The sequence below is a fragment of the Litoreibacter sp. genome (assembly GCF_039974535.1).
Taxonomy (GTDB): Bacteria; Pseudomonadota; Alphaproteobacteria; order Rhodobacterales; family Rhodobacteraceae; genus Litoreibacter.
Genome location: NZ_JBDWIU010000010.1, coordinates 178,269 through 196,757 on the forward strand (window position 1 = coordinate 178,269; position 18,489 = coordinate 196,757).

Annotated in this window: 17 protein-coding genes and 1 riboswitch; of the genes, 8 read left to right on the plus strand and 9 right to left on the minus strand. The window is 55.1% G+C overall.

Annotated elements, in window-relative coordinates; genetic code table 11:
• Positions 1-10 precede the first annotated feature (10 nt).
• Positions 11-1,210 carry an FAD-binding oxidoreductase gene (locus ABJN86_RS08415; protein WP_348366272.1) on the plus strand — a complete coding sequence of 400 codons (1,200 nt, stop codon included), beginning with the start codon at positions 11-13 and terminating at the stop codon, positions 1,208-1,210.
• On the opposite strand, the gene ABJN86_RS08420 is transcribed toward ABJN86_RS08415, so the two are convergent.
• On the minus strand, positions 1,207-2,130 hold the full coding sequence (locus ABJN86_RS08420) for a 3-keto-5-aminohexanoate cleavage protein (RefSeq protein WP_348366273.1): 924 nt from the start codon (positions 2,128-2,130) through the stop codon (positions 1,207-1,209). The genes ABJN86_RS08415 and ABJN86_RS08420 overlap by 4 nt on opposite strands.
• Before the next feature lie 57 nt (positions 2,131-2,187).
• Here ABJN86_RS08420 and ABJN86_RS08425 point away from each other — a divergent pair, with 57 nt between their 5' ends.
• Complete coding sequence (locus ABJN86_RS08425; RefSeq protein WP_348366275.1) at positions 2,188-2,952, plus strand: SDR family oxidoreductase; 765 nt, start codon at positions 2,188-2,190, stop codon at positions 2,950-2,952.
• On the opposite strand, the gene ABJN86_RS08430 is transcribed toward ABJN86_RS08425, so the two are convergent.
• From ABJN86_RS08430 to rocF, 4 genes are all read right to left on the minus strand, one after another.
• The gene (locus tag ABJN86_RS08430) at positions 2,949-3,383 is read right to left on the minus strand and encodes a 6,7-dimethyl-8-ribityllumazine synthase (RefSeq protein WP_348366277.1); all 435 of its coding nucleotides are present in this window, start codon (positions 3,381-3,383) and stop codon (positions 2,949-2,951) included. The two genes, ABJN86_RS08425 and ABJN86_RS08430, sit on opposite strands and share 4 nt — an antisense overlap.
• Before the next feature lie 76 nt (positions 3,384-3,459).
• Positions 3,460-3,605, minus strand: a riboswitch (FMN riboswitch).
• 44 nt (positions 3,606-3,649) lie between these two features.
• Positions 3,650-4,696, minus strand: a complete 1,047-nt coding sequence (locus ABJN86_RS08435) for an ornithine cyclodeaminase (protein WP_348366278.1) — start codon at positions 4,694-4,696, stop codon at positions 3,650-3,652.
• A gap of 1 nt (position 4,697) precedes the next feature.
• Positions 4,698-5,633, minus strand: coding sequence for an arginine deiminase-related protein (locus ABJN86_RS08440; RefSeq protein ID WP_348366280.1), 936 nt, complete (start codon positions 5,631-5,633; stop codon positions 4,698-4,700).
• A complete protein-coding gene (rocF, locus tag ABJN86_RS08445; RefSeq protein WP_348366282.1) occupies positions 5,633-6,562 on the minus strand; it encodes an arginase in 930 nt (309 codons plus the stop codon). Before rocF ends, ABJN86_RS08440 begins: the two co-directional genes overlap by 1 nt.
• A 133-nt stretch (positions 6,563-6,695) precedes the next feature.
• Between rocF and ABJN86_RS08450 the strand changes: the two genes are divergently transcribed.
• From ABJN86_RS08450 to ABJN86_RS08475, 6 genes are all read left to right on the plus strand, one after another.
• Complete coding sequence (locus tag ABJN86_RS08450; protein WP_348366284.1) at positions 6,696-7,118, plus strand: Lrp/AsnC family transcriptional regulator; 423 nt, start codon at positions 6,696-6,698, stop codon at positions 7,116-7,118.
• A gap of 88 nt (positions 7,119-7,206) precedes the next feature.
• A complete protein-coding gene (locus tag ABJN86_RS08455) occupies positions 7,207-8,025 on the plus strand; it encodes a flagellar motor protein MotB (RefSeq protein WP_348366286.1) in 819 nt (272 codons plus the stop codon).
• A 99-nt stretch (positions 8,026-8,124) separates the two neighbouring features.
• Positions 8,125-9,432: a flagellar hook protein FlgE gene (locus ABJN86_RS08460; RefSeq protein ID WP_348366288.1), complete on the plus strand. Its 1,308-nt coding sequence runs from the start codon at positions 8,125-8,127 to the stop codon at positions 9,430-9,432.
• A 25-nt stretch (positions 9,433-9,457) separates the two neighbouring features.
• On the plus strand, positions 9,458-10,900 hold the full coding sequence (flgK, locus tag ABJN86_RS08465; protein ID WP_348366919.1) for a flagellar hook-associated protein FlgK: 1,443 nt from the start codon (positions 9,458-9,460) through the stop codon (positions 10,898-10,900).
• A gap of 2 nt (positions 10,901-10,902) precedes the next feature.
• On the plus strand, positions 10,903-11,910 hold the full coding sequence (locus tag ABJN86_RS08470) for a hypothetical protein (protein WP_348366290.1): 1,008 nt from the start codon (positions 10,903-10,905) through the stop codon (positions 11,908-11,910).
• Positions 11,910-13,010 carry a flagellar basal body P-ring protein FlgI gene (locus ABJN86_RS08475; protein WP_348366292.1) on the plus strand — a complete coding sequence of 367 codons (1,101 nt, stop codon included), beginning with the start codon at positions 11,910-11,912 and terminating at the stop codon, positions 13,008-13,010. Before ABJN86_RS08470 ends, ABJN86_RS08475 begins: the two co-directional genes overlap by 1 nt.
• Positions 13,011-13,062: 52 nt before the next feature.
• On the opposite strand, the gene gyrB is transcribed toward ABJN86_RS08475, so the two are convergent.
• The 4 genes from gyrB to dnaN form a co-directional block, all read right to left on the minus strand.
• Positions 13,063-15,477 carry a DNA topoisomerase (ATP-hydrolyzing) subunit B gene (gyrB, locus tag ABJN86_RS08480; protein ID WP_348366294.1) on the minus strand — a complete coding sequence of 805 codons (2,415 nt, stop codon included), beginning with the start codon at positions 15,475-15,477 and terminating at the stop codon, positions 13,063-13,065.
• 105 nt (positions 15,478-15,582) lie between these two features.
• The gene (locus ABJN86_RS08485; RefSeq protein WP_348366296.1) at positions 15,583-16,203 is read right to left on the minus strand and encodes a LysE family translocator; all 621 of its coding nucleotides are present in this window, start codon (positions 16,201-16,203) and stop codon (positions 15,583-15,585) included.
• A 9-nt stretch (positions 16,204-16,212) separates the two neighbouring features.
• Positions 16,213-17,331, minus strand: a complete 1,119-nt coding sequence (gene recF / locus ABJN86_RS08490) for a DNA replication/repair protein RecF (RefSeq protein ID WP_348366298.1) — start codon at positions 17,329-17,331, stop codon at positions 16,213-16,215.
• A 9-nt stretch (positions 17,332-17,340) separates the two neighbouring features.
• Positions 17,341-18,459, minus strand: a complete 1,119-nt coding sequence (dnaN, locus tag ABJN86_RS08495; protein ID WP_348366299.1) for a DNA polymerase III subunit beta — start codon at positions 18,457-18,459, stop codon at positions 17,341-17,343.
• Positions 18,460-18,489 lie beyond the last annotated feature (30 nt).

The window sequence follows — 18,489 nt, forward strand, 5'->3', positions numbered from 1 at the left end:
AAGTAGCCGCATGCTGACACCCAAAACCAACAGCTACGACGTGGTGATTGTCGGGGGGGCTATGTATGGCTCCTCGGTTGCGTGGTGGTTGTCGCGCAACCCTGACTTTGACGGCTCGATCTTGGTGGTGGAGAGAGACCCGACGTATGAATTCACCTCCACGTCACACACAAACAGCTGCATCCGGCAGCAGTTCTCGGCGGAGGTGAATGTTAAGATCTCGCAGTTTGGGGCGGAGTTCATTCACGGCTTCAAAGACTTCATGCAAGACGACGACGCGCCTGACATTGTGCTGCAAAGCTACGGCTACATGTATTTGGCAGACGATGAGGGCTTTGCGTCCTCTTTGCGCGAGGCCCAAACGATACAGCAGCACCTTGGTGCCGGCACGAGGTTTATGACCGCGGACGAAATCATGGCGGATTACCCGTTTTACAACCTTGAGGGGATCATTGGCGGGAACCACAACTTGGTCAATGAGGGTTACTTTGACGGAGGCACGATCTTTGATTGGTGGCGGCGTAAAGCCAAGGCCAACGGCGTCGAATACCTGCATAATGAGGTGGCGGAGATCGCCAAAAATGCCACTGGCGACCGAGTTGAAAGCGTCACCTTGGCGTCGGGCGACGTGGTGGCTTGTGGCACGCTTGTGAACTGCTCTGGCCCGCGTGCGGCGCGGACCGCTCAAATGGCGGGCTTGAAGATCCCTGTCGAGCCACGCAAACGCTACACATACATATTCGCCGCTGAACAGCCGTTGGACAGAGACCTGCCGCTGACCATTGACCCAAGCGGCGTGCATATGCGCAGCGAGGGGAAATACTACCTTGCAGGATGCCCGCCCGACGACGACCCCGCCGTCGAGTTTGATGACTTCGTGCAGGATCATTCGATCTGGGAAGAGAAGGTCTGGCCCGCCCTAGCGATCCGTGTTCCAGCGTTTGAGGCGATCAAGTTGATGAACTCTTGGGCGGGGCATTATGCGTTCAACGCCTTTGACCAAAACGCGGTTATTGGTCCGCATACCGAGGTGGCGAACTTCGTGTTCGTGAACGGCTTCTCGGGGCATGGACTTCAGCAAAGCCCCGCAATGGGGCGCGGCGTGGCGGAGTGGATCACTTACGGCGAGTATCGATCACTGGACCTGACGCCCTTTGGTTATGACCGGATTGTAGAGGGCCGCAAGTTTGTGGAGAAAGCGGTGATCTAGAAGGCGGTGTTATTGCCGCCCTTCAAGTTCAGGCGCTTTCTGGCTTCGTTCGGTGTGGCGATGCGCCGCCCTGTCCCTTCGATGATTTCGCGAACCCTGGTGACCTGCGCCGCACTTGAGGGGGCGAGCACGCCCTTTTCCAACCAGATGGAATCCTCCAAACCGACCCTAACGTTGCCCCCTTGAGCCGCTGAGATGGCCGCGATGGGCATTTGGTTACGACCCGCTCCAAGCACAGACCAGACGTAATCGTCGCCAAACAGCCTGTCCGCAGTGCGCTTCATATGGGCCACGTCATCTGGGTGCGCGCCGATGCCACCGAGCAGGCCAAACACTGTCTGGATGAGCAGCGGCCCCTCCACGGCGCCCGCATCGCGGAAATGCGCGAGGTTGTAGAGATGGGCGGTGTCGTAGCATTCAAACTCGAACCGGGTGCCAGCTGACCGCAGGGTGTCTAGCACGAAGCCGATGTCCTCGAACGTGTTGCGGAAGATGATGTCGCGGTTGCCGAGGTAGTCCGCCTCCCATTGGTGCTTCAACTCTGGGAACCGGCCTAGCATCCCGAACAGGCCGAAGTTCATGGAGCCCATGTTGAGAGAAGCCAGCTCGGGTTGCCATTGTTGCGCGGGCCGGACGCGCTCTGCCACGGTCATCGTGGGGGCGCCGCCGGTGGTGATGTTGATCACCACGTCGGACTGATCCTTAATGGCGGAGAGGATCGGCTCAAACGCCTCCGCCGATTGATCAGGGGCGCCGTTTTCGGGATTGCGTGCGTGGAGGTGGACGATTGCTGCGCCAGCCTCGACGGCTTCCACGGCAGCATGAACGATCTGCTGCGGAGTGATCGGCAGGGCATCCGACATGGTCGGCGTATGAATGGCTCCTGTGATTGCGGCGGTGACAATTACAGTATCAGACATTGCGAGACTCCTTTTCGTTGATACTGTCCTAAGAGAGGTTTTCAGGAAAGGGGAAGCATGGATTTGGGTTTGAAAGGCCACCGCGTGATCGTCACGGCGGGCGCGAGTGGAATTGGCAAGGTGATCGCGGAAGGGTTTCGAGACGAAGGGGCCACCGTCACCATCTGCGACATCGACGAGCAGGCCTTGGAGGGTGTTCAGGGAATGCGCACGGCCAAGGTCGACGTATCTGACCGCGACGCCGTCACCCGCTTCATGGGGGACACCATTGCGCAGATGGGGGGCTTAGATTGCCTTGTGAACAACGCGGGCATCGCAGGGCCGACGGGAGGCGTTGAAGACATCGCGCCTGACGGCTGGGACGACACGCTTCAGGTCTGTCTGACGTCCCAGTTTAACACCACGCGAGTGGCGGTTGATGCGCTGAAGGCCAGCGCCAACGGATCAATCATCAACCTGTCATCCCTTGCGGGACGCGTCGGCTTTGCCCTTCGCAGCCCTTATGCGGCGGCGAAATGGGGGGTGATTGGATTTACAAAGTCATTGGCGTTGGAGCTGGGGCCTTACGGTGTGCGGGCCAATGCGATCTTGCCGGGGTTGGTTGCCGGTGACCGGCAGCGGCGAGTCTTGGAGGCCAAGTCGCAGCGGTTGGGGCAGTCATATGAAGAGACTGAAGTGGCCGCCTTTTCGCATGTGTCCATCAAGGACTACGTGACCCCGCAACAGATCGCTGACCAGTGTTTGTTCCTTGCCTCCACGAGAGGACGAACAATTTCTGGGCAAGCGATTTCCATTTGCGGGGACACGCAAAAGCTAGCTTAGGCGGCGACGGCTGCGCGGGCCTTGCCGATCATTAGGGCCGCGTTTGCTGCTTCGCGACCCTTGGTCACGAAATGCTCGCTATAGATGGCCATGTGATGCTCGGTCTCTTGGAAGTGGTGCGGGGTCAGGGACACTGACAAAACCGGCACGCCACTATCGAGGCCGGCGCGCATCAGCCCGTCCACCACCGCCTGTGCGACGAAGTCGTGGCGGTAGATGCCACCGTCCACCACCAGCGCGGCGCAGGCCACAGCGGCATAGGTGCCGGTAGAGGCCAGATCGCGGGCCAGCAGGGGCATCTCGAATGCGCCGGGCACATCAAAGACGTCGACTTGCGACGCGGGGATCAATTCGCAGAAACCTTCCAAGGCTCGGTCAACGATATCCGAGTGCCAGTTGGCTTTGACGAACGCGTATCGGGTGGGTGTCATAGTGATCTCTCCTTCTTAGCAACGACACGTCACCCAAGGCGATCACGGGCATACGGACCCCGCGCGGGGTTCATATGCTCGTTCTCTTTCATCCGGACTATGACCGTCGGCTCAGGAGTTGCACCTGATCTGCTGACCCTTTCGCGGTGAAAGGCGCTCGCGGGCTTACGGAGTGATCCGCTTACCGCCGGTGGGGAATTTCGCCCCGCCCTGAGAACACCTTTAAAATGGCGGGCCATAAGGCAGGGCGCAAGGGCAAATGCGCCCTATACGGCCGCGCGTGCGACCATACCGAACAAATCACGTGGATCGTCAGGGTCTGCGAGCATGTCCAGCTCGATGAAAGTGTCGTGATCGGTGAGTTGATCGCGGATGTAGCGCAGGGCCGAGAAGTCCTCGGTCGCGAAGCCCACCGAATCGAACAGGGTGATCTGCTTGTCGTCGCGACGCCCATCGGTCTGCCCCAACATCACACGCCACAGCTCGGTCACCGGATAATCATCTTCCAGCTGCTGGATTTCACCCTCAATGCGGGTCTGCGGCGGGTACTCCACAAAGATCTCGGAGCGCAGCAGGATGTCGCGGTGCAACTCGGTCTTGCCGGGGCAGTCGCCACCGATGGCGTTGATGTGCACCCCAGCACCGATCATGTTGTCGGTGAGGATCGTCGCGCACTGCTTGTCGGCGGTGCAGGTTGTGATGATCTGCGCGCCTGCGACGGCCTCCTCGGCGGAGGTACAAGAGACGACCTTCAGGCCAGTCGCCGCGAGGTTCTTGGCGGCTTTGGCCGTGGCCTCTGGGTCGATGTCATAGAGGCGAACAGTGTCAATGCCGACGACAGTTTGGAACGCCAGCGCCTGGAATTCGCACTGCGCGCCATTGCCGATCATCGCCATGGTTTTGGATCCCTTGGGGGCCAAGTATTTCGCGACCAACGCGGATGTCGCGGCGGTGCGCAGGGCCGTCAGGATCGTCATCTCGGACAACAGGACCGGATAGCCGTTATCGACGCGGGCCAGCACACCGAAGGCAGTCACGGTTTGGAACCCGCGCGCCATGTTGGCGGGGTGGCCGTTGACGTATTTGAAGCCGTAGCTTTCGCCGTCAGAGGTTGGCATCAGCTCGATGACGCCCTCATCGGAGTGGGCGGCTACGCGGGGGGTTTTGTCGAACTGCTCCCAGCGTTTGAAGTCGGCCTCGATGTAATCTGCGATTTCCGCAATCATTTTGGCTGGGCCGATGGCATTCACCAGCTTCATCATGTTGTCGACGGATACGAATGGCACAAGGGCCAGTTTGGATGGCGTTGTCATATCAGGGAGCTTTCTGTTCTGGACGGCGGGCAAGATGCACGCCTGCCAACATACAGCGGACGGAGCCGCCAGCGGTTTCAATCGTGGGCACAGCAAGGGGCAGCGGTGTTGCGTGTTGCTCAATGCGATTTAGTTGGGAGGGCGTAAGCGCGTTAAAAGCGGTTTCCGACAGTGCTAGAATCAAACCGTCATTGCCGGATAGCTCAAAAGCGTTTCCCGCGAAGTTATCGATCTGATCGTGCGTCAGGGAAATCACATCCCGTCCGCCTTCAGCCAAACGTTGCATGACTTGAGCGCGGCGATCATGATCTGTGATCATTGCGTCGCAGATCAACGCGTAACCCGTGCCCACAGTCATCAATACGTTGGTGTGATAGACGCTGGTGCCAGAGTTGTCGGCGGCGGCGAAGGCCATAGGCTCGTAGTTGAAATGCGTGCAGAACCGTTCAAGGATCACGGGATCAGCGCGATTGGATTGCACCGTGTAGGCTACGCGGAAAATGTGGTCGAGGACCATCGCACCCGTGCCCTCTAGGAAGACGCCGTCTTGCTCCAACCCTGAGAAGTCGATGACGTCTTGCACACGGTATTCGGTCTTTAGCGTCTCTATGATGTCCCAGCGGCGCTCGAGGCGGCGGTTCTCGGGAAACATAGGGTAGACGGCCAGATGCCCCCCCGTATGGGTGGAGAACCAGTTGTTCGGGAAGACAGAATCTGGTGTTGCAGTGCCCGTGTCATCGAAGTCGTGAACGGTGATCCCCGCATTGCGTAACTTTGATACCATGCCGTCGAACTCTGCCCGCGCGAGACTGGATATCTCAGAGGGATTGCGCGTGTCTTTGGACTGAAAACCGTTGTCACCTAACGTTTGCGGGTTGGATGTAAAATGATGCGGGCGAACCATTACCACTGCGGCAGGGGCTTGAGCTGAGAGCATCACAAGCTCCTTGTCTGGCGGTCGAGTACTTTGCGACCCATAAGACTCGCGCAGAGGTCGACCATGAGGTGTGCTGTGCGCCCGCGCTCATCAAGGAATGGGTTCAGCTCGGCCAGATCCAAGGATGTGACAAGGTCGCTGTCGCAGAGCATTTCCATCACCAGATGTGCCTCGCGGAAGGTGGCGCCTCCCGGCACGGTGGTGCCGACTGCAGGGGCGATTGATGGTTCTAGGAAGTCGACATCTAGTGATACGTGTAAGGCGCCGTTCGCGGCACGTACACGCTCCAAGAACGCGCGCAAGGGGGCGGCAATGCCGTGCTCGTCAATGGCGCGCATGTCTTTGACTTCGACATTGTGTTCCGCCAGCGCCGCGTTTTCTGCCGGATCAACGGAGCGGATGCCCATCATACACAGATTGGCGGGATCAACTGGGGCTGCCAGCTTGGGGTAGGCCTCGAAACCGGGCAAGCCGCTGAAGTATGCAACCGGCGTGCCGTGAAGGTTGCCACTGCTTGTGGTCTCAAATGTGTGGAAGTCAGGGTGAGCATCGAGCCAAAGCACGAAGAGGGGCCGGCCTTGCTGTTGCCAGTAACGCGAGACCCCGGGAACCGTACCCAATGCCATGCTGTGGTCGCCGCCAAGGAAGATTGGCATCTCGCCTGACTGAGCCGCATCATAGGCCGCATCTTGCAACGCGGATGCCCAGGCCACGGTTTGCCCCAAGTCGTGTATCGCCGCGTTCTCGTGGGCGACGTTGTGGGGCACATCATGGACGACATTGCCGCGGTCCGTGACCGTGTGGCCAAGCCCGGCCAAAGTGTGCGCTAATCGCGCGGTGCGGTAGGCATCCGGACCCATAACACAACCGGGCTGGCTTGCGCCGGATTGCACGGGGGCCCCGACGAGTATGCAAGACTTAGATGTCATTTCGCGCTCCTATGCTGTTGGGCCCAGAATAATTGGCAGGCATAACGAAAGCGATAACCAGAGTGACAAATGTGAGAGGTATAATTATCATAATGTCTACAACTTTGTGCGATATGATAAAACTTGAGCGAATATGGATGCCACCGACCAAAAATTGATAAGCTTACTTAAGCAAGACAGCAGGGCGTCTATTACGACCTTGGCGGGCCAGCTGGGGGTTTCACGGGTGACGGTGCAAACGCGGCTAGACCGGATGAAACACAACGGCACGATACACCGCTTTACCATCGAAATGGGGCAAGCTGGATTGGATGATTTAATCCAAGCGATTATGATGGTTGAGGTCAAAGGCGCCCAAGCCGCGCCGGTGATCCGCCACCTTCGGCGTATGCCTGAAATCGTGGATCTACATACAACAAACGGCGTTTGGGATTTGGTTGCGCGAATAGAAGTGGCCAATCTGCCTGACTTCGATCGTGTGCTGCGGCAGGTTCGTGAGATTCAAGGGGTGACAGGTAGTGAGACCTCATTGCTGCTAGACCGCGCCAGAGGTTAGCCGAATTACCTCAACAATTTTAACTGTTAACCGTCGTTTCAGCAGCTTCTGATTTAATCCCCTCGGTAATCTGCTGGCGAGGACTGTCATGAGCGACAATGCTGCACGACCGATCATTATTAAGCGCAAGAAGGTGTCGGGCGGCGGAGGGCATCACGGCGGTGCTTGGAAAGTTGCTTACGCGGATTTTGTGACCGCGATGATGGCGTTCTTCATGCTGATGTGGTTGCTGAATGCCACGACTGAAAAGCAGCGCAAAGGGTTGGCCGACTACTTTACCCCGACGATTGCAGTGGCGCGGGTGTCGGGCGGGGGTGACGGGGCCTTTGGAGGGGATTCGCTGCTTGTGAAGTCGCAGCTCCCGCAATCAGGGCAAGGTGGGCTTCCAGATCTGTCTATGACAAGGGACAGCGCGGATGCGGCATTGGCGCAGCAAGAACAAGCGATGTTTGAGCAACTGGCCACTGGGGTTCTGGGACGAGGTGGCGATAGCTTGATCAAGGAAATGACACTTGAACACATCATTACCGATGTCACGGACGAAGGGCTAGTTGTCGAAATTTTTGATCTTGAAGGGGCGCCGTTGTTCGATCCGATAACGGGCCAACCGACAAAGGTGTTGCGTGAAATTTCGAAGATGATCGTGGACGTTTTTTCTACCGTGACAAATAACGTGGCTGTCGCGAGCCACTCCCAAGCCTATCCAAGGGTTTTGCTGGATAACCCTGCTTGGGACGAGACGACCAGCCGCGCACATTTGGTACGCGAGTTGATGGATCGTGAGGGTTTGGACCCCGACCGAATGGAACGTGTGACAGGATTTGGTCAAAGCAAACCGCTGCTGAACGACCCGATGGAAGTGCGGAACAACCGGCTTGAGGTGACGCTGTTGCGAGCACCCCGTTAATTCTCGCGAATAATCAATCCAATTTTATCTGTTAGCGCGATGTTAAGTCTGCGAGCGCAATAACTCTTCTCAAGACGTAATGCTTCAGAAAGGCGCACTATGACAATTTCCTCTTCTTTGAATGCCGGCGTGGCTGGCCTTGCGGCAAATGCCAGCCGCCTGTCTACGATTTCTGACAATATCGCCAATTCAGGAACGAACGGATATAAGCGCGCTGAGACAGAATTCCATTCGATGGTCATTTCGAACAGTCAGGGCAATTATTCCGCGGGTGGCGTGCGTGTTACTTCGCAGCGGTTAATCGATCAGGAAGGCTCATTGCTTACCACGACCAACTCGACCGATCTGGCAGTTCGTGGGCGTGGGTTTTTACCGATCACAACGGAGGCCGCGATCAACCTTGATGGCGGCGACACTCCATTCAGGCTGGCCACAACTGGTTCGTTTCGTACCGACTCTCAAGGGTATCTGACGACTGATACCGGAATGGTCCTTATGGGGTGGCCTGCAGATTCGGACGGGACAGTTCCAACGTTTCCGCGCGATACTGCAGATGGTCTCCAACCAATTCAAATCAATGTTAACCAGTTTGCAGGTGAGCCGACGACGCGGATGGGCTTGGGAGTTAATTTACCCGCGACAGATACCGAAGCTGGTGCAAGCGGGGATTCACTTGAATTGTCAGTTGAATATTTCGACAATCTTGGCACCTCTCAAAATCTCTTTGTGACCTACACTCCGGTTGTCCCCACATCAGGAGCTTCGAATGAGTGGACGATGGAGATGCGTGATTCTGCCGATGGGGGAGCAGTTGTAGGAGAATACACGCTGACGTTTGATGACACGCGTGGCAGTGGCGGCACGTTGGCGTCTGTTGTGCGGACATCGACTGTCGGGAGTGATTATGTTGCTGGAACTGGCAGTTTCGAGGTGGAGTTAGACGGCGGGCCATTGGAAATTACAATCGGTGAACTGGGATCGGGGACTGGAGTAACGCAGCTTTCCGATAGCTTCGCGCCGACACAAATCACCAAGGATGGGTCCCCAGTCGGAAATATGACTTCTGTTGAAGTCGATGAAAATGGCTTCGTACAAGCGACCTTTGATATCGGAATTACTCGGACAATTTACCAAATTCCTCTGGTCGACTTGCCAAACCCGAATGGGCTGACGGCCATGGACAACCAAACTTATGTGCCGTCTAACGAGAGTGGTTCCTTCTTTTTATGGGACGCAGGGGACGGGCCGACGGGCGATATACTAGGTTATGCGCTTGAGGAATCCACAACGGATGTTGCGGGGGAATTGACGGCATTGATCCAAACGCAACGCGCTTATTCGTCTAATGCAAAGGTTATCCAAACCGTTGATGAGATGTTGCAGGAAACTACGAACATCAAGCGCTAACTGAGGGGAGAAGCCACTTATGAGTATGTCTGCGTCTCTATCAAATGCGACCTCTGGCTTGAACGCTGTATCCCGGGCGGCTGAAGTTGTGTCTTCCAACGTAGCGAACGCAATGACGGAGAGTTACGGGCGGCGTGAACTTTCATTGGGCGCTGCTACTGTTGGTGGGCAGGGCGCTGGAGTGCAAATCAACGGCATCGAGCGCGTTGTGAATGAGACTGCAATTGCCGACCGGCGTCTTGCACAGGCTGAGTTAGGTTACCAGTCCACGCGAAGTGAAGCGTTGGCGTCGATTGAACAAACTGTCGGGTCTCCAACATCAAGTGCCTCACTGGGTAGTCTGATGGGCCAGTTTGAACAGGACTTAATCACGGCATCCATTACTCCCTCGGATAGCTCCGCGCTTAGTTCTGTTGTTAACAGTGCCATCGGATTGACCGATAAAATCAATGAGATATCTGATCATCTAATCGATTTGCGGGATGAGGCGGACAGCGCCATCAGCAGGCACGTTGCTGATCTGAACACGGGGCTTTCGAATGTCGACAGGCTGAACGGAGAGATACGCACGCAATTGAATTCAGGGGGGGATGCCTCGGGCTTAATGGATCAAAGGCAAGCGGTGATTGACAGCATCGGTGCGATTGTACCTGTACAAACAGTGGCTCGTGACTTCGGGCAGGTTGCATTGGTTACACCGAATGGAACGACGCTCGTGGACTATCAAGCGGCATCCTTTGAATTTGTGGAAACTGGGGTGATAACACCGGACATGACCCTTGAAACCGGAGCTTTGTCAGGGTTGAAAATTTCTGGCGCCTCCAGTGTGAGCGGCACAGCAATAGAAGCTATCTCTGGTGGGGCTTTATCAGCAGATTTTGAGTTGCGAGACCAGGAAATTCCAAAGATACAAGCCAATCTTGATGCATTGTCGCGCGATTTGATGGACAGAGCGTCATCCGCAGATGGGACGTTGGGGTTAAGTGATGCGGGCCTATTTACTGATAACGGCGGCACGCTGGATCCGTTGTACGAAGCAGGTTTGTCATCTCGATTGAGTGTCAACTCCGCAGTGATTGCTGCTGATGGGGGGGAGGCATGGCGAATTCGGGATGGTATCGCCGCGATCGATGCTGGACCCGCGTCTAATAATGAGTTGCTGAACGCATATGCCGATAGTTTTTCCCAAGTATCTTCCCCGTTAACTGGGGCATTTTCCGATGCGGGTTCTAGTGCTGACTTAATAGGACAGTTTTTAACGCAGATTTCTCAGGAAAGACATGCGTCTGAGCAACGTGAAAGTTATGAGATCGCGAGAGTTCAAACACTCTCTGATGTTGAGCGCTCTGGCGGGGTAGATACTGATCAAGAGCTACAAAAACTCCTTCTTATTGAGCGGAACTATGCTGCAAACGCCAAAGTAATCCAGGTCGTTGATGAGATGTTGGAATCACTGTTGAGGATTTGAAAATGAATTATAGCAGTCTAAGCGATCTAGGTCAGAGCATGATGCTTCGTCGTCAGAGTTCCGAATTAACAACCACTTTAGTCAAACTCACAACAGAGTTGACGACCAGAGAGGTGCAGGACGTTGGGAAGAAAGTGCGGGGAAATTTTGGAGTTATTTCAGGGTTAGAGAGCTCACTATTGAAGCTCGACGGATTTTCGCTGGGACGGTCAAATATCGGGCAACAGGTCTCCAACCTGCAAACTACTCTTGGAGCCATGGAGGAAGTTATCTCGAACTACGGGACCGAACTCGCTGCCGCGACAGGTCTCGAGCAACCAGAGGTTCTAGAGGCCCATTTATCTGGCGCTTCAGGGCGGTTGAGCGAAGTCATATCACGTCTGAACGTCCAGGTATCTGGCGAGTACTTGTTTTCAGGAAGTGCTACGGGTCAAAAGCCCTTGATCTCGGGCGATGAGATGCTTGCTCAAATGAGTAACCTTGCCGCTATGAGTACTGGTGTGTCGGACTTCGTGATGCAGGTCGATGCTTGGTTCGATGATTTAGGTGGTGGCTTCGAAACTCTGGCTTATGGAGGAGGGAGTCAGGCAAGAAGCAACATTTCAATCTCCGAGCATCAAGAGATTGATTTGCCGCTCAAGGCGGATAACCAGAATTTTCGGGCGATGTTAAAGGGGTTGGCAGTTTCAGCAGTAATTTCCCAAGGCGATATCGCTGCCACATCTCAGGAGAAACGTGACGTACTTTCTTCGGTTGCTCAAAATTTGATTTCTGCCGAGCTATCTTTAATCGAAATGCAACGCGATACGGGTCAGGTGGAAGCTTTGCTCGAACGAGCGGACGTCGCTGCTGTAGCTGAAAAAAGCGTACTCGAAATGGCGCGCTCAGAAATTTTGTCAATCGATCCTTATGAAACAGCGAGTGCATTGGAGGCTGTTCAATTCCAAATAGAAACGCTTTATGTTTTGACGGCACGAACATCACAGTTACGTTTGTCGGATTATTTGTAATGCTACGGTTCAGCGCTCTACTGCTCGCACTACTCTTGCCCACAATGGTTAACGCATCCAGCGTTCGTCTAAAAGATTTGGTTGAGTTTGACGGTGTTCGTGGAAACGATCTCGTTGGTTACGGGTTGGTTGTTGGTTTAAATGGAACGGGTGACGGGCTTCGAAACTCGCCCTTTACTGAGGAAATGATGGTTAACATCCTCGAACGTCTTGGGGTGAATGTTGGGGGAGAAGAGTTTCGCCCCAAAAACGTTGCAGCTGTTCTCGTAACCGCAGCTTTGCCAGCGTTTAGTCGTACAGGGAGTAAAGTAGATGTAACGGTATCAGCAATTGGAGATGCGAAGAGTTTGCTGGGTGGTACACTTATTATGACGCCGCTCAACGCAGCAGATGGCGACGTATATGTAGTTGCCCAAGGGACCGTCATCGCCGGGGGAATTGCAGCAGAAGGTGAAGCAGCGCGTGTCGTTCACGGAGTTCCTACTGCTGGAATTGTTCCTGCAGGTGGCCGGGTCGAGCGGGAAGTTGATTTCGAGTTTTCGCAACTTTCCAGTTTGCGTATGGCGCTTAGAACTCCAGATTTTACTACCGCTGAGAAAATTGAACTGGCGATCAATTCTACCTTGGGGCGTAGCGTGGCGTTGATGTTGGACGCTGGAACCGTTGAGTTGGACGTTGACGCGACAGGATTGCGCTCTGCCGCGCATGTTCTTAGCCGGATAGAAAATATCGTGATTGAGCCGGAGCGCCGCGCCCGCGTTGTTGTTGATCAACGGTCGGGGACTATCGTTATGGACGAGAATGTACGAATTTCGCGCGTAGCAGTGGCGCAGGGGAATCTCACGTTAACGATTGAGGAAGCTCCTGTCGTTGTTCAACCAAATCCATTTTCCGAAGGCGAGACTGTTGTAGTTCCTCGCACAGCAGCGGCAATAGATGAGGAGCCAGGCATAGGATTGGCAGAAATTTCTCCGGGAACCACTTTGAAAGATGTTATCTCTGGGTTAAACGCGCTGGGTGTAACACCCTTGGACATGATCGATATCTTGAAGAGCATAAAGGCTGCAGGTGCCTTACATGCAGAATTTATTGTGCAATAGGTTGGGGGATTGAGCGGTTCAGGGCAGCGGTATTCCGCTACCCTGAGTGAAGTTAGAAGTCCAAGTTTTCCACGCTAAGAGCGTTAGTTTGGATGAAGTCACGGCGAGGTTCTACGACATCACCCATGAGTTTGGTGAAAATGTCGTCTGCTTCGGCCATGTCTTCAACTTTAACTTGCAACAGTGTACGTGCATCAGGATCCAGTGTGGTTTCCCACAGCTGATCTGGGTTCATCTCGCCTAGGCCTTTGTAGCGTTGCAGTGATAGACCTTTCTCGCCCTCTTCGAGAATAGATTGAAGTAGATCGATTGGCCCATAAACAGGTTGCTCACGATCTTTGCGGACCAGCTTCGCGGGCTTGCCGTAGGTCTCTTGCAAGCTATTGGTCAGTTGCCCCAGACGTCGCGCTTCACCGGATCGCAATACGCCACCATCTAGGACTCGGACTTCGTCAACGCCGCGCAATACACGCCATAGGCGTATGCCTTTGTCTTGAGTTGGGCGACCTTGCCAGCCTTTTTCATATTCTAATGCGATTAGATCTAGGCGTGCAGCTACGGTATTGGCCACACCTTGCAAATCTTGGTCGACTTGGCCGGCGGCGAAAGCGCCAGCGATGGCAGATTGCTCTAGGATGTGTTGCGGGTAGTGAGTTGGGAAAGCTTGCAGAATGCGGCGTACAGTGCGCGCTTCTTCAATTACGCGTCGTAAATCTTGTCCGACGATTTCTTCGCCAGTGGATAGCTTTAGCACAGCGCCTTCAACGCCCTGCTCAATCAGGTAGTCCTCCATCGATGCTTGATCCTTCAAGTACACTTCCGAGCGTCCGCGTGCTACTTTGTAAAGAGGCGGTTGCGCGATGTAGAGGTGACCTTGTTCGATCAACTCGGGCATTTGGCGATAGAAGAAGGTGAGCAAAAGAGTACGGATGTGGGCACCATCCACATCCGCATCCGTCATGATGACGATTTTATGGTAGCGCAATTTGCTGATGTCGAATTCGTCGCGTCCAATACCAGTGCCAAGGGCCATGACCATATTACCGATCTCTTGACTGCCAAGCATGCGGTCAAAACGGGCGCGTTCTACATTTAGAATTTTACCCTTAAGGGGCAAAATAGCTTGGGTTTGACGATCACGACCAGTTTGCGCAGAGCCACCAGCGGAGTCCCCCTCAACTAAGAAGACTTCGGTCTTGGATGGGTCTTTGTCGGAGCAATCTTTCAATTTCGACGACAAGAAATTCATGTCCATCGGGTTCTTGCGACGGGTCAATTCGCGGGCTTTGCGGGCCGCCTCGCGGGCTTGTGCAGCTTCGACGATTTTGGAGACGATTTCGCGGGCCTCATTAGGGTTTTCCTCGAACCATTCGGTCAGTTTTTCATTCATCAGGCTCTCGACCGCAGGGCGAACCTCGGAGGAAACCAGTTTGTCTTTTGTCTGCGAGGAGAACTTCGGATCAGGCACTTTGACAGACAGCACGCAAGTCAGGCCTTCGCGAGCATCGTCGCCGGTAAAGGAAATCTTCTCTTTTTTGGCGATGCCGGAGCTTTGGGCGTAAGCGTTTATGGTACGTGTAAGCGCGCCGCGGAAGCCGGCCATATGTGTACCGCCATCGCGCTGTGGGATGTTGTTGGTGAAGGGCAGGACCATCTCGTTATAGCTGTCATTCCACCACATTGCGACTTCGACGCCAATGTCATCCTTTTCGCCAACCACATAAATAGGGTCAGTCATAATCGAGGACTTGGAGCGATCCAGATACTTAACGAATTCTTTAACGCCGCCTTCGTAGAATAGTTCGGTGTGCAAGGCTTCGGCGGGGCGCTCATCCTCTAGGATGATCCGCACACCCGAATTCAAGAATGCCAATTCACGCAGGCGTTTTTCCAGTGTTTCGAACACGTAATCGCGATTGGAGAACGTGTCGGTCGAGGCCATAAAACGTACTTCGGTGCCCGTGCGGTCAGTTGGACCCACGACTTCAAGGTGCTTGACGGTATCGCCGTGCTCAAATCGGGCGATGTGTTCTTTGCCTTCGCGCCAAATGCGGAGTTCTAGCCAGTTGGAAAGCGCGTTCACCACGGAAACGCCCACACCGTGCAGGCCGCCCGAAACTTTGTAGGAATTGCTGTCGAATTTACCGCCTGCGTGAAGTTGGGTCATGATGACCTCGGCGGCGGAGACGCCCTCTTCCTCGTGGATACCTACGGGAATACCGCGGCCGTTGTCGCTGACTGAAACCGAGCTGTCTGCGTGGATCTTGACGTTTACCGCGTCGGCATGTCCGGCCAATGCTTCATCAATTCCGTTGTCCACGACCTCATAAACCATGTGGTGGAGACCGGAGCCATCGTCTGTATCACCGATGTACATGCCTGGCCGTTTTCGAACAGCCTCTAAGCCCTTGAGAACTTTGATGGAATCGGCACCGTAATCGGCTTGTTGTTCTTGGTCGTCAGACATGAGGTATTTCCCGCTTTTGTTACGCGAAATATAGTCTTTTGAGAGCAGATTGTCACGCAATTGACGCAAGATATTGTGGTTGCGAAGGGCGGCGTAAGAAGTGTGTTAACTTAACCCGATTATGATGCCGACACCAACCAACAGCCAACCCGCAATGATGTTCATGTTTCTAACTGTACCAGGGGTTTTGAGTAGCCCGCGAACGCGGTCCACGGAGGCTGCTAGCATTAGATTTCCAAATAAAGGTATGATGAAGCTGAGTGTGCAGATCGCTGCGATATCAAGGTATGTGACTTTTGTGAGATCAAAAAAGCCGGGCAGCACGCCCATATAGAACAACACAGCCTTCGGGTTGCCTAGTATGACGACCAGTCCCGCGATGAAGCCAGCCCACATGCCTGGGCGCGTAAGGCTGGAGTTCTCGGACAGTTCTTGATCCGCGTTTTTGATAAGTAATATGCCCATTGCGATAAACATCGCGACGGCGACCCATTTGAGCGCATCCATAAACCAGCTGGCCTGATCCACGATCCACGTCACGCCCAAGATCGCGACCAAGGGCCAAATTACATCACCAACGACGACGCCGAATGCCAATGGCCAAGCGGATCGAAACCCGCCCGACATAGCGCGCGCGAGTAAGGCCACCCAAACGGGCCCCGGGGTTAGGAACAATATGAACAGCCCGCCTGCATAAAACAGCAACTCAAGGGGGGTAATGGTCATTGCGATGCCTTACACGTTGGGATCAATTCGGGTGACATCAGATGCGCCATCGTGGTCGGACACTTCAAGGTGTTGGGCGCGATCGCCAAGTTCTGTGAAAAGTTCGGAACCTGTTCCGGTCATCCATGCCTGCGCTTTTAACCCGCAAATCTCGTCGTAAAGCGCTGCGCGTCTGCCTGCGTCCAGATGGGCGGCAACTTCATCCAGTAGAATGATTGGGGCGGCCCCGAAGTCTTGAGACAGCGCGCGTGCATTGGCGAGGATGAGGGAGAGCAACAAGGCTTTTTGCTCGCCCGTTGAGCATTGCTTTGCCTCGACGTTTTTGGCGGTGTAAATGGCCTTCATGTCTGCGCGGTGGGGGCCAACAAGGGTTCTGCCTGCGCGGAGGTCTGTGGGGCGGGATGCTTGGAGGGCGGCGAGCAGCGCGTCTGGGCCGTCAATGAAATCCGCATCATCGGGGTTTTCGATTGATAGGGCGGCTGTTGGGAAAGAGGTTTGGGCACTTTCCATAGCGGCCTGCAATCGTGTGAGTGCAGCGGCGCGGTTTGTGATGATTTGTGCGCCTGCCTCGGCCATTTGGGCTTCTAGCGCGCCGTACCACATCGCATCACGCACCATGTCTTTTAGCAATCTGTTACGCTCCCTCATCGCCTTTTCATATGCGACGGAGGCTTCGGCGTGCTTGGGTTCGAAGCTGAGGGTGATGCGATCAAGAAAGCGGCGGCGACCTTCTGCACCTTCTAGCCACAGCCTGTCCATTGCTGGGATTAACCAAACCACCCGCGCGATGCGCCCGAGGGCGATCTGAGGCGCGGTTTTGTCATCGATGCTGACCGTCCGGTTGCTGCCGTTTTCCGCACGAGTTTCGACTTCGTGTGTTTGGCCTAGGCTGTGCAATAGGGCCGAGACCTTCCAACCAACGGCCTCGGGCGTGCGTGCGATTTCATCGGCTTTTGCTCGTCGTAACCCACGTCCGGGCGACAGCATCGAAATTGCCTCTAGGATATTGGTCTTTCCGGCCCCATTGGAGCCGAAAATTGCAATCGGGCGGTCGTCCAATTCCAGCTCCACCCGGCGGTGGGAGCGGAAGCGAGACAGAGTTAACGCAGAGAGATACAGCCCCGCCATTGTCGCGCGTTAAACGCGCATTGGCATCACGACATAAACTGCCGACTGATCGTTGCCTTCTCGCATCAAGGTTGGATCACCTGCGGAGTTGAACATGAAGACGGCATTCTCGCGATCGACTTGTCCTGCAATTTCCAAAAGGTACTTGGCGTTGAAGCCGATTTCCAAGCGCTCGTCGCCATAGGCGACTGCCAGTTCTTCCTCAGCTGCACCACTGTCGGGCGCGTTTACAGATAGAATTAGACGGTCTTCCTCAAGGGACAGTTTCACCGCGCGGGAACGCTCCGACGATACAGTTGCCACACGGTCAACGGCCTTTGCGAATTCGGTCGCATCGACCTCCAACTTGCGCGTGTTGCCTTGCGGGATAACGCGTGTGTAGTCGGGGAAGGTGCCGTCGATGACCTTGGAGGTCAATGTGATGTCTGGTGTTGCGAAGCGGATTTTGGTTTCCGATACGGAGACCGCAATTTGCATGTCGTCGTCATCTAGTAACTTACGAAGCTCAGCCACGGTTTTGCGTGGAACGATTACGCCGGGCATGTCTGCGGCGCTCTCGGGCAGGTCCGCGTCGATGCGGGCAAGGCGGTGGCCGTCGGTTGCAACGCAGCGCAGGACTTTGCCGCCATCAGCATCGGACACGTGCATGTAGACGCCGTTAAGGTAGTAACGTGTTTCTTCGGTTGAGATGGCGAATTTGGATTTGTCGAACAGGCGGCGTAACACAGGTGCCGGTGCCGAGAAGTTCGATTGGTATTCGGAGGTTGCCATAACGGGGAAGTCCTCGCGTGGCAAAGTCGCCAGCGAGAAGTTTGAGCGCCCAGCCTCAACAGTCAGCCGACCGGATGCGCCGTCGTCGGTCAAAGACACCAACGCGCCGTCGGGCAGCTTACGCACGATTTCATGCAGCGTGGTCGCGGATACCGTTGTGGCACCTGGGCGCTCTACTTGGGCTGCCGCTTTATCGACGACTTCGATATCGAGGTCGGTTGCGCGAAATGTGACATCGTTGCCTTCGGCTTCAATCAGGACGTTCGCCAAAATAGGAATAGTATTGCGGCGTTCAACGACTGATTGGGCTTGGCTCACTGCCTTGAGTAGGGCGCTACGCTCGACACTGATTTTCATATCCGTCCTCTTTGGAAGATAGCTGGGGCG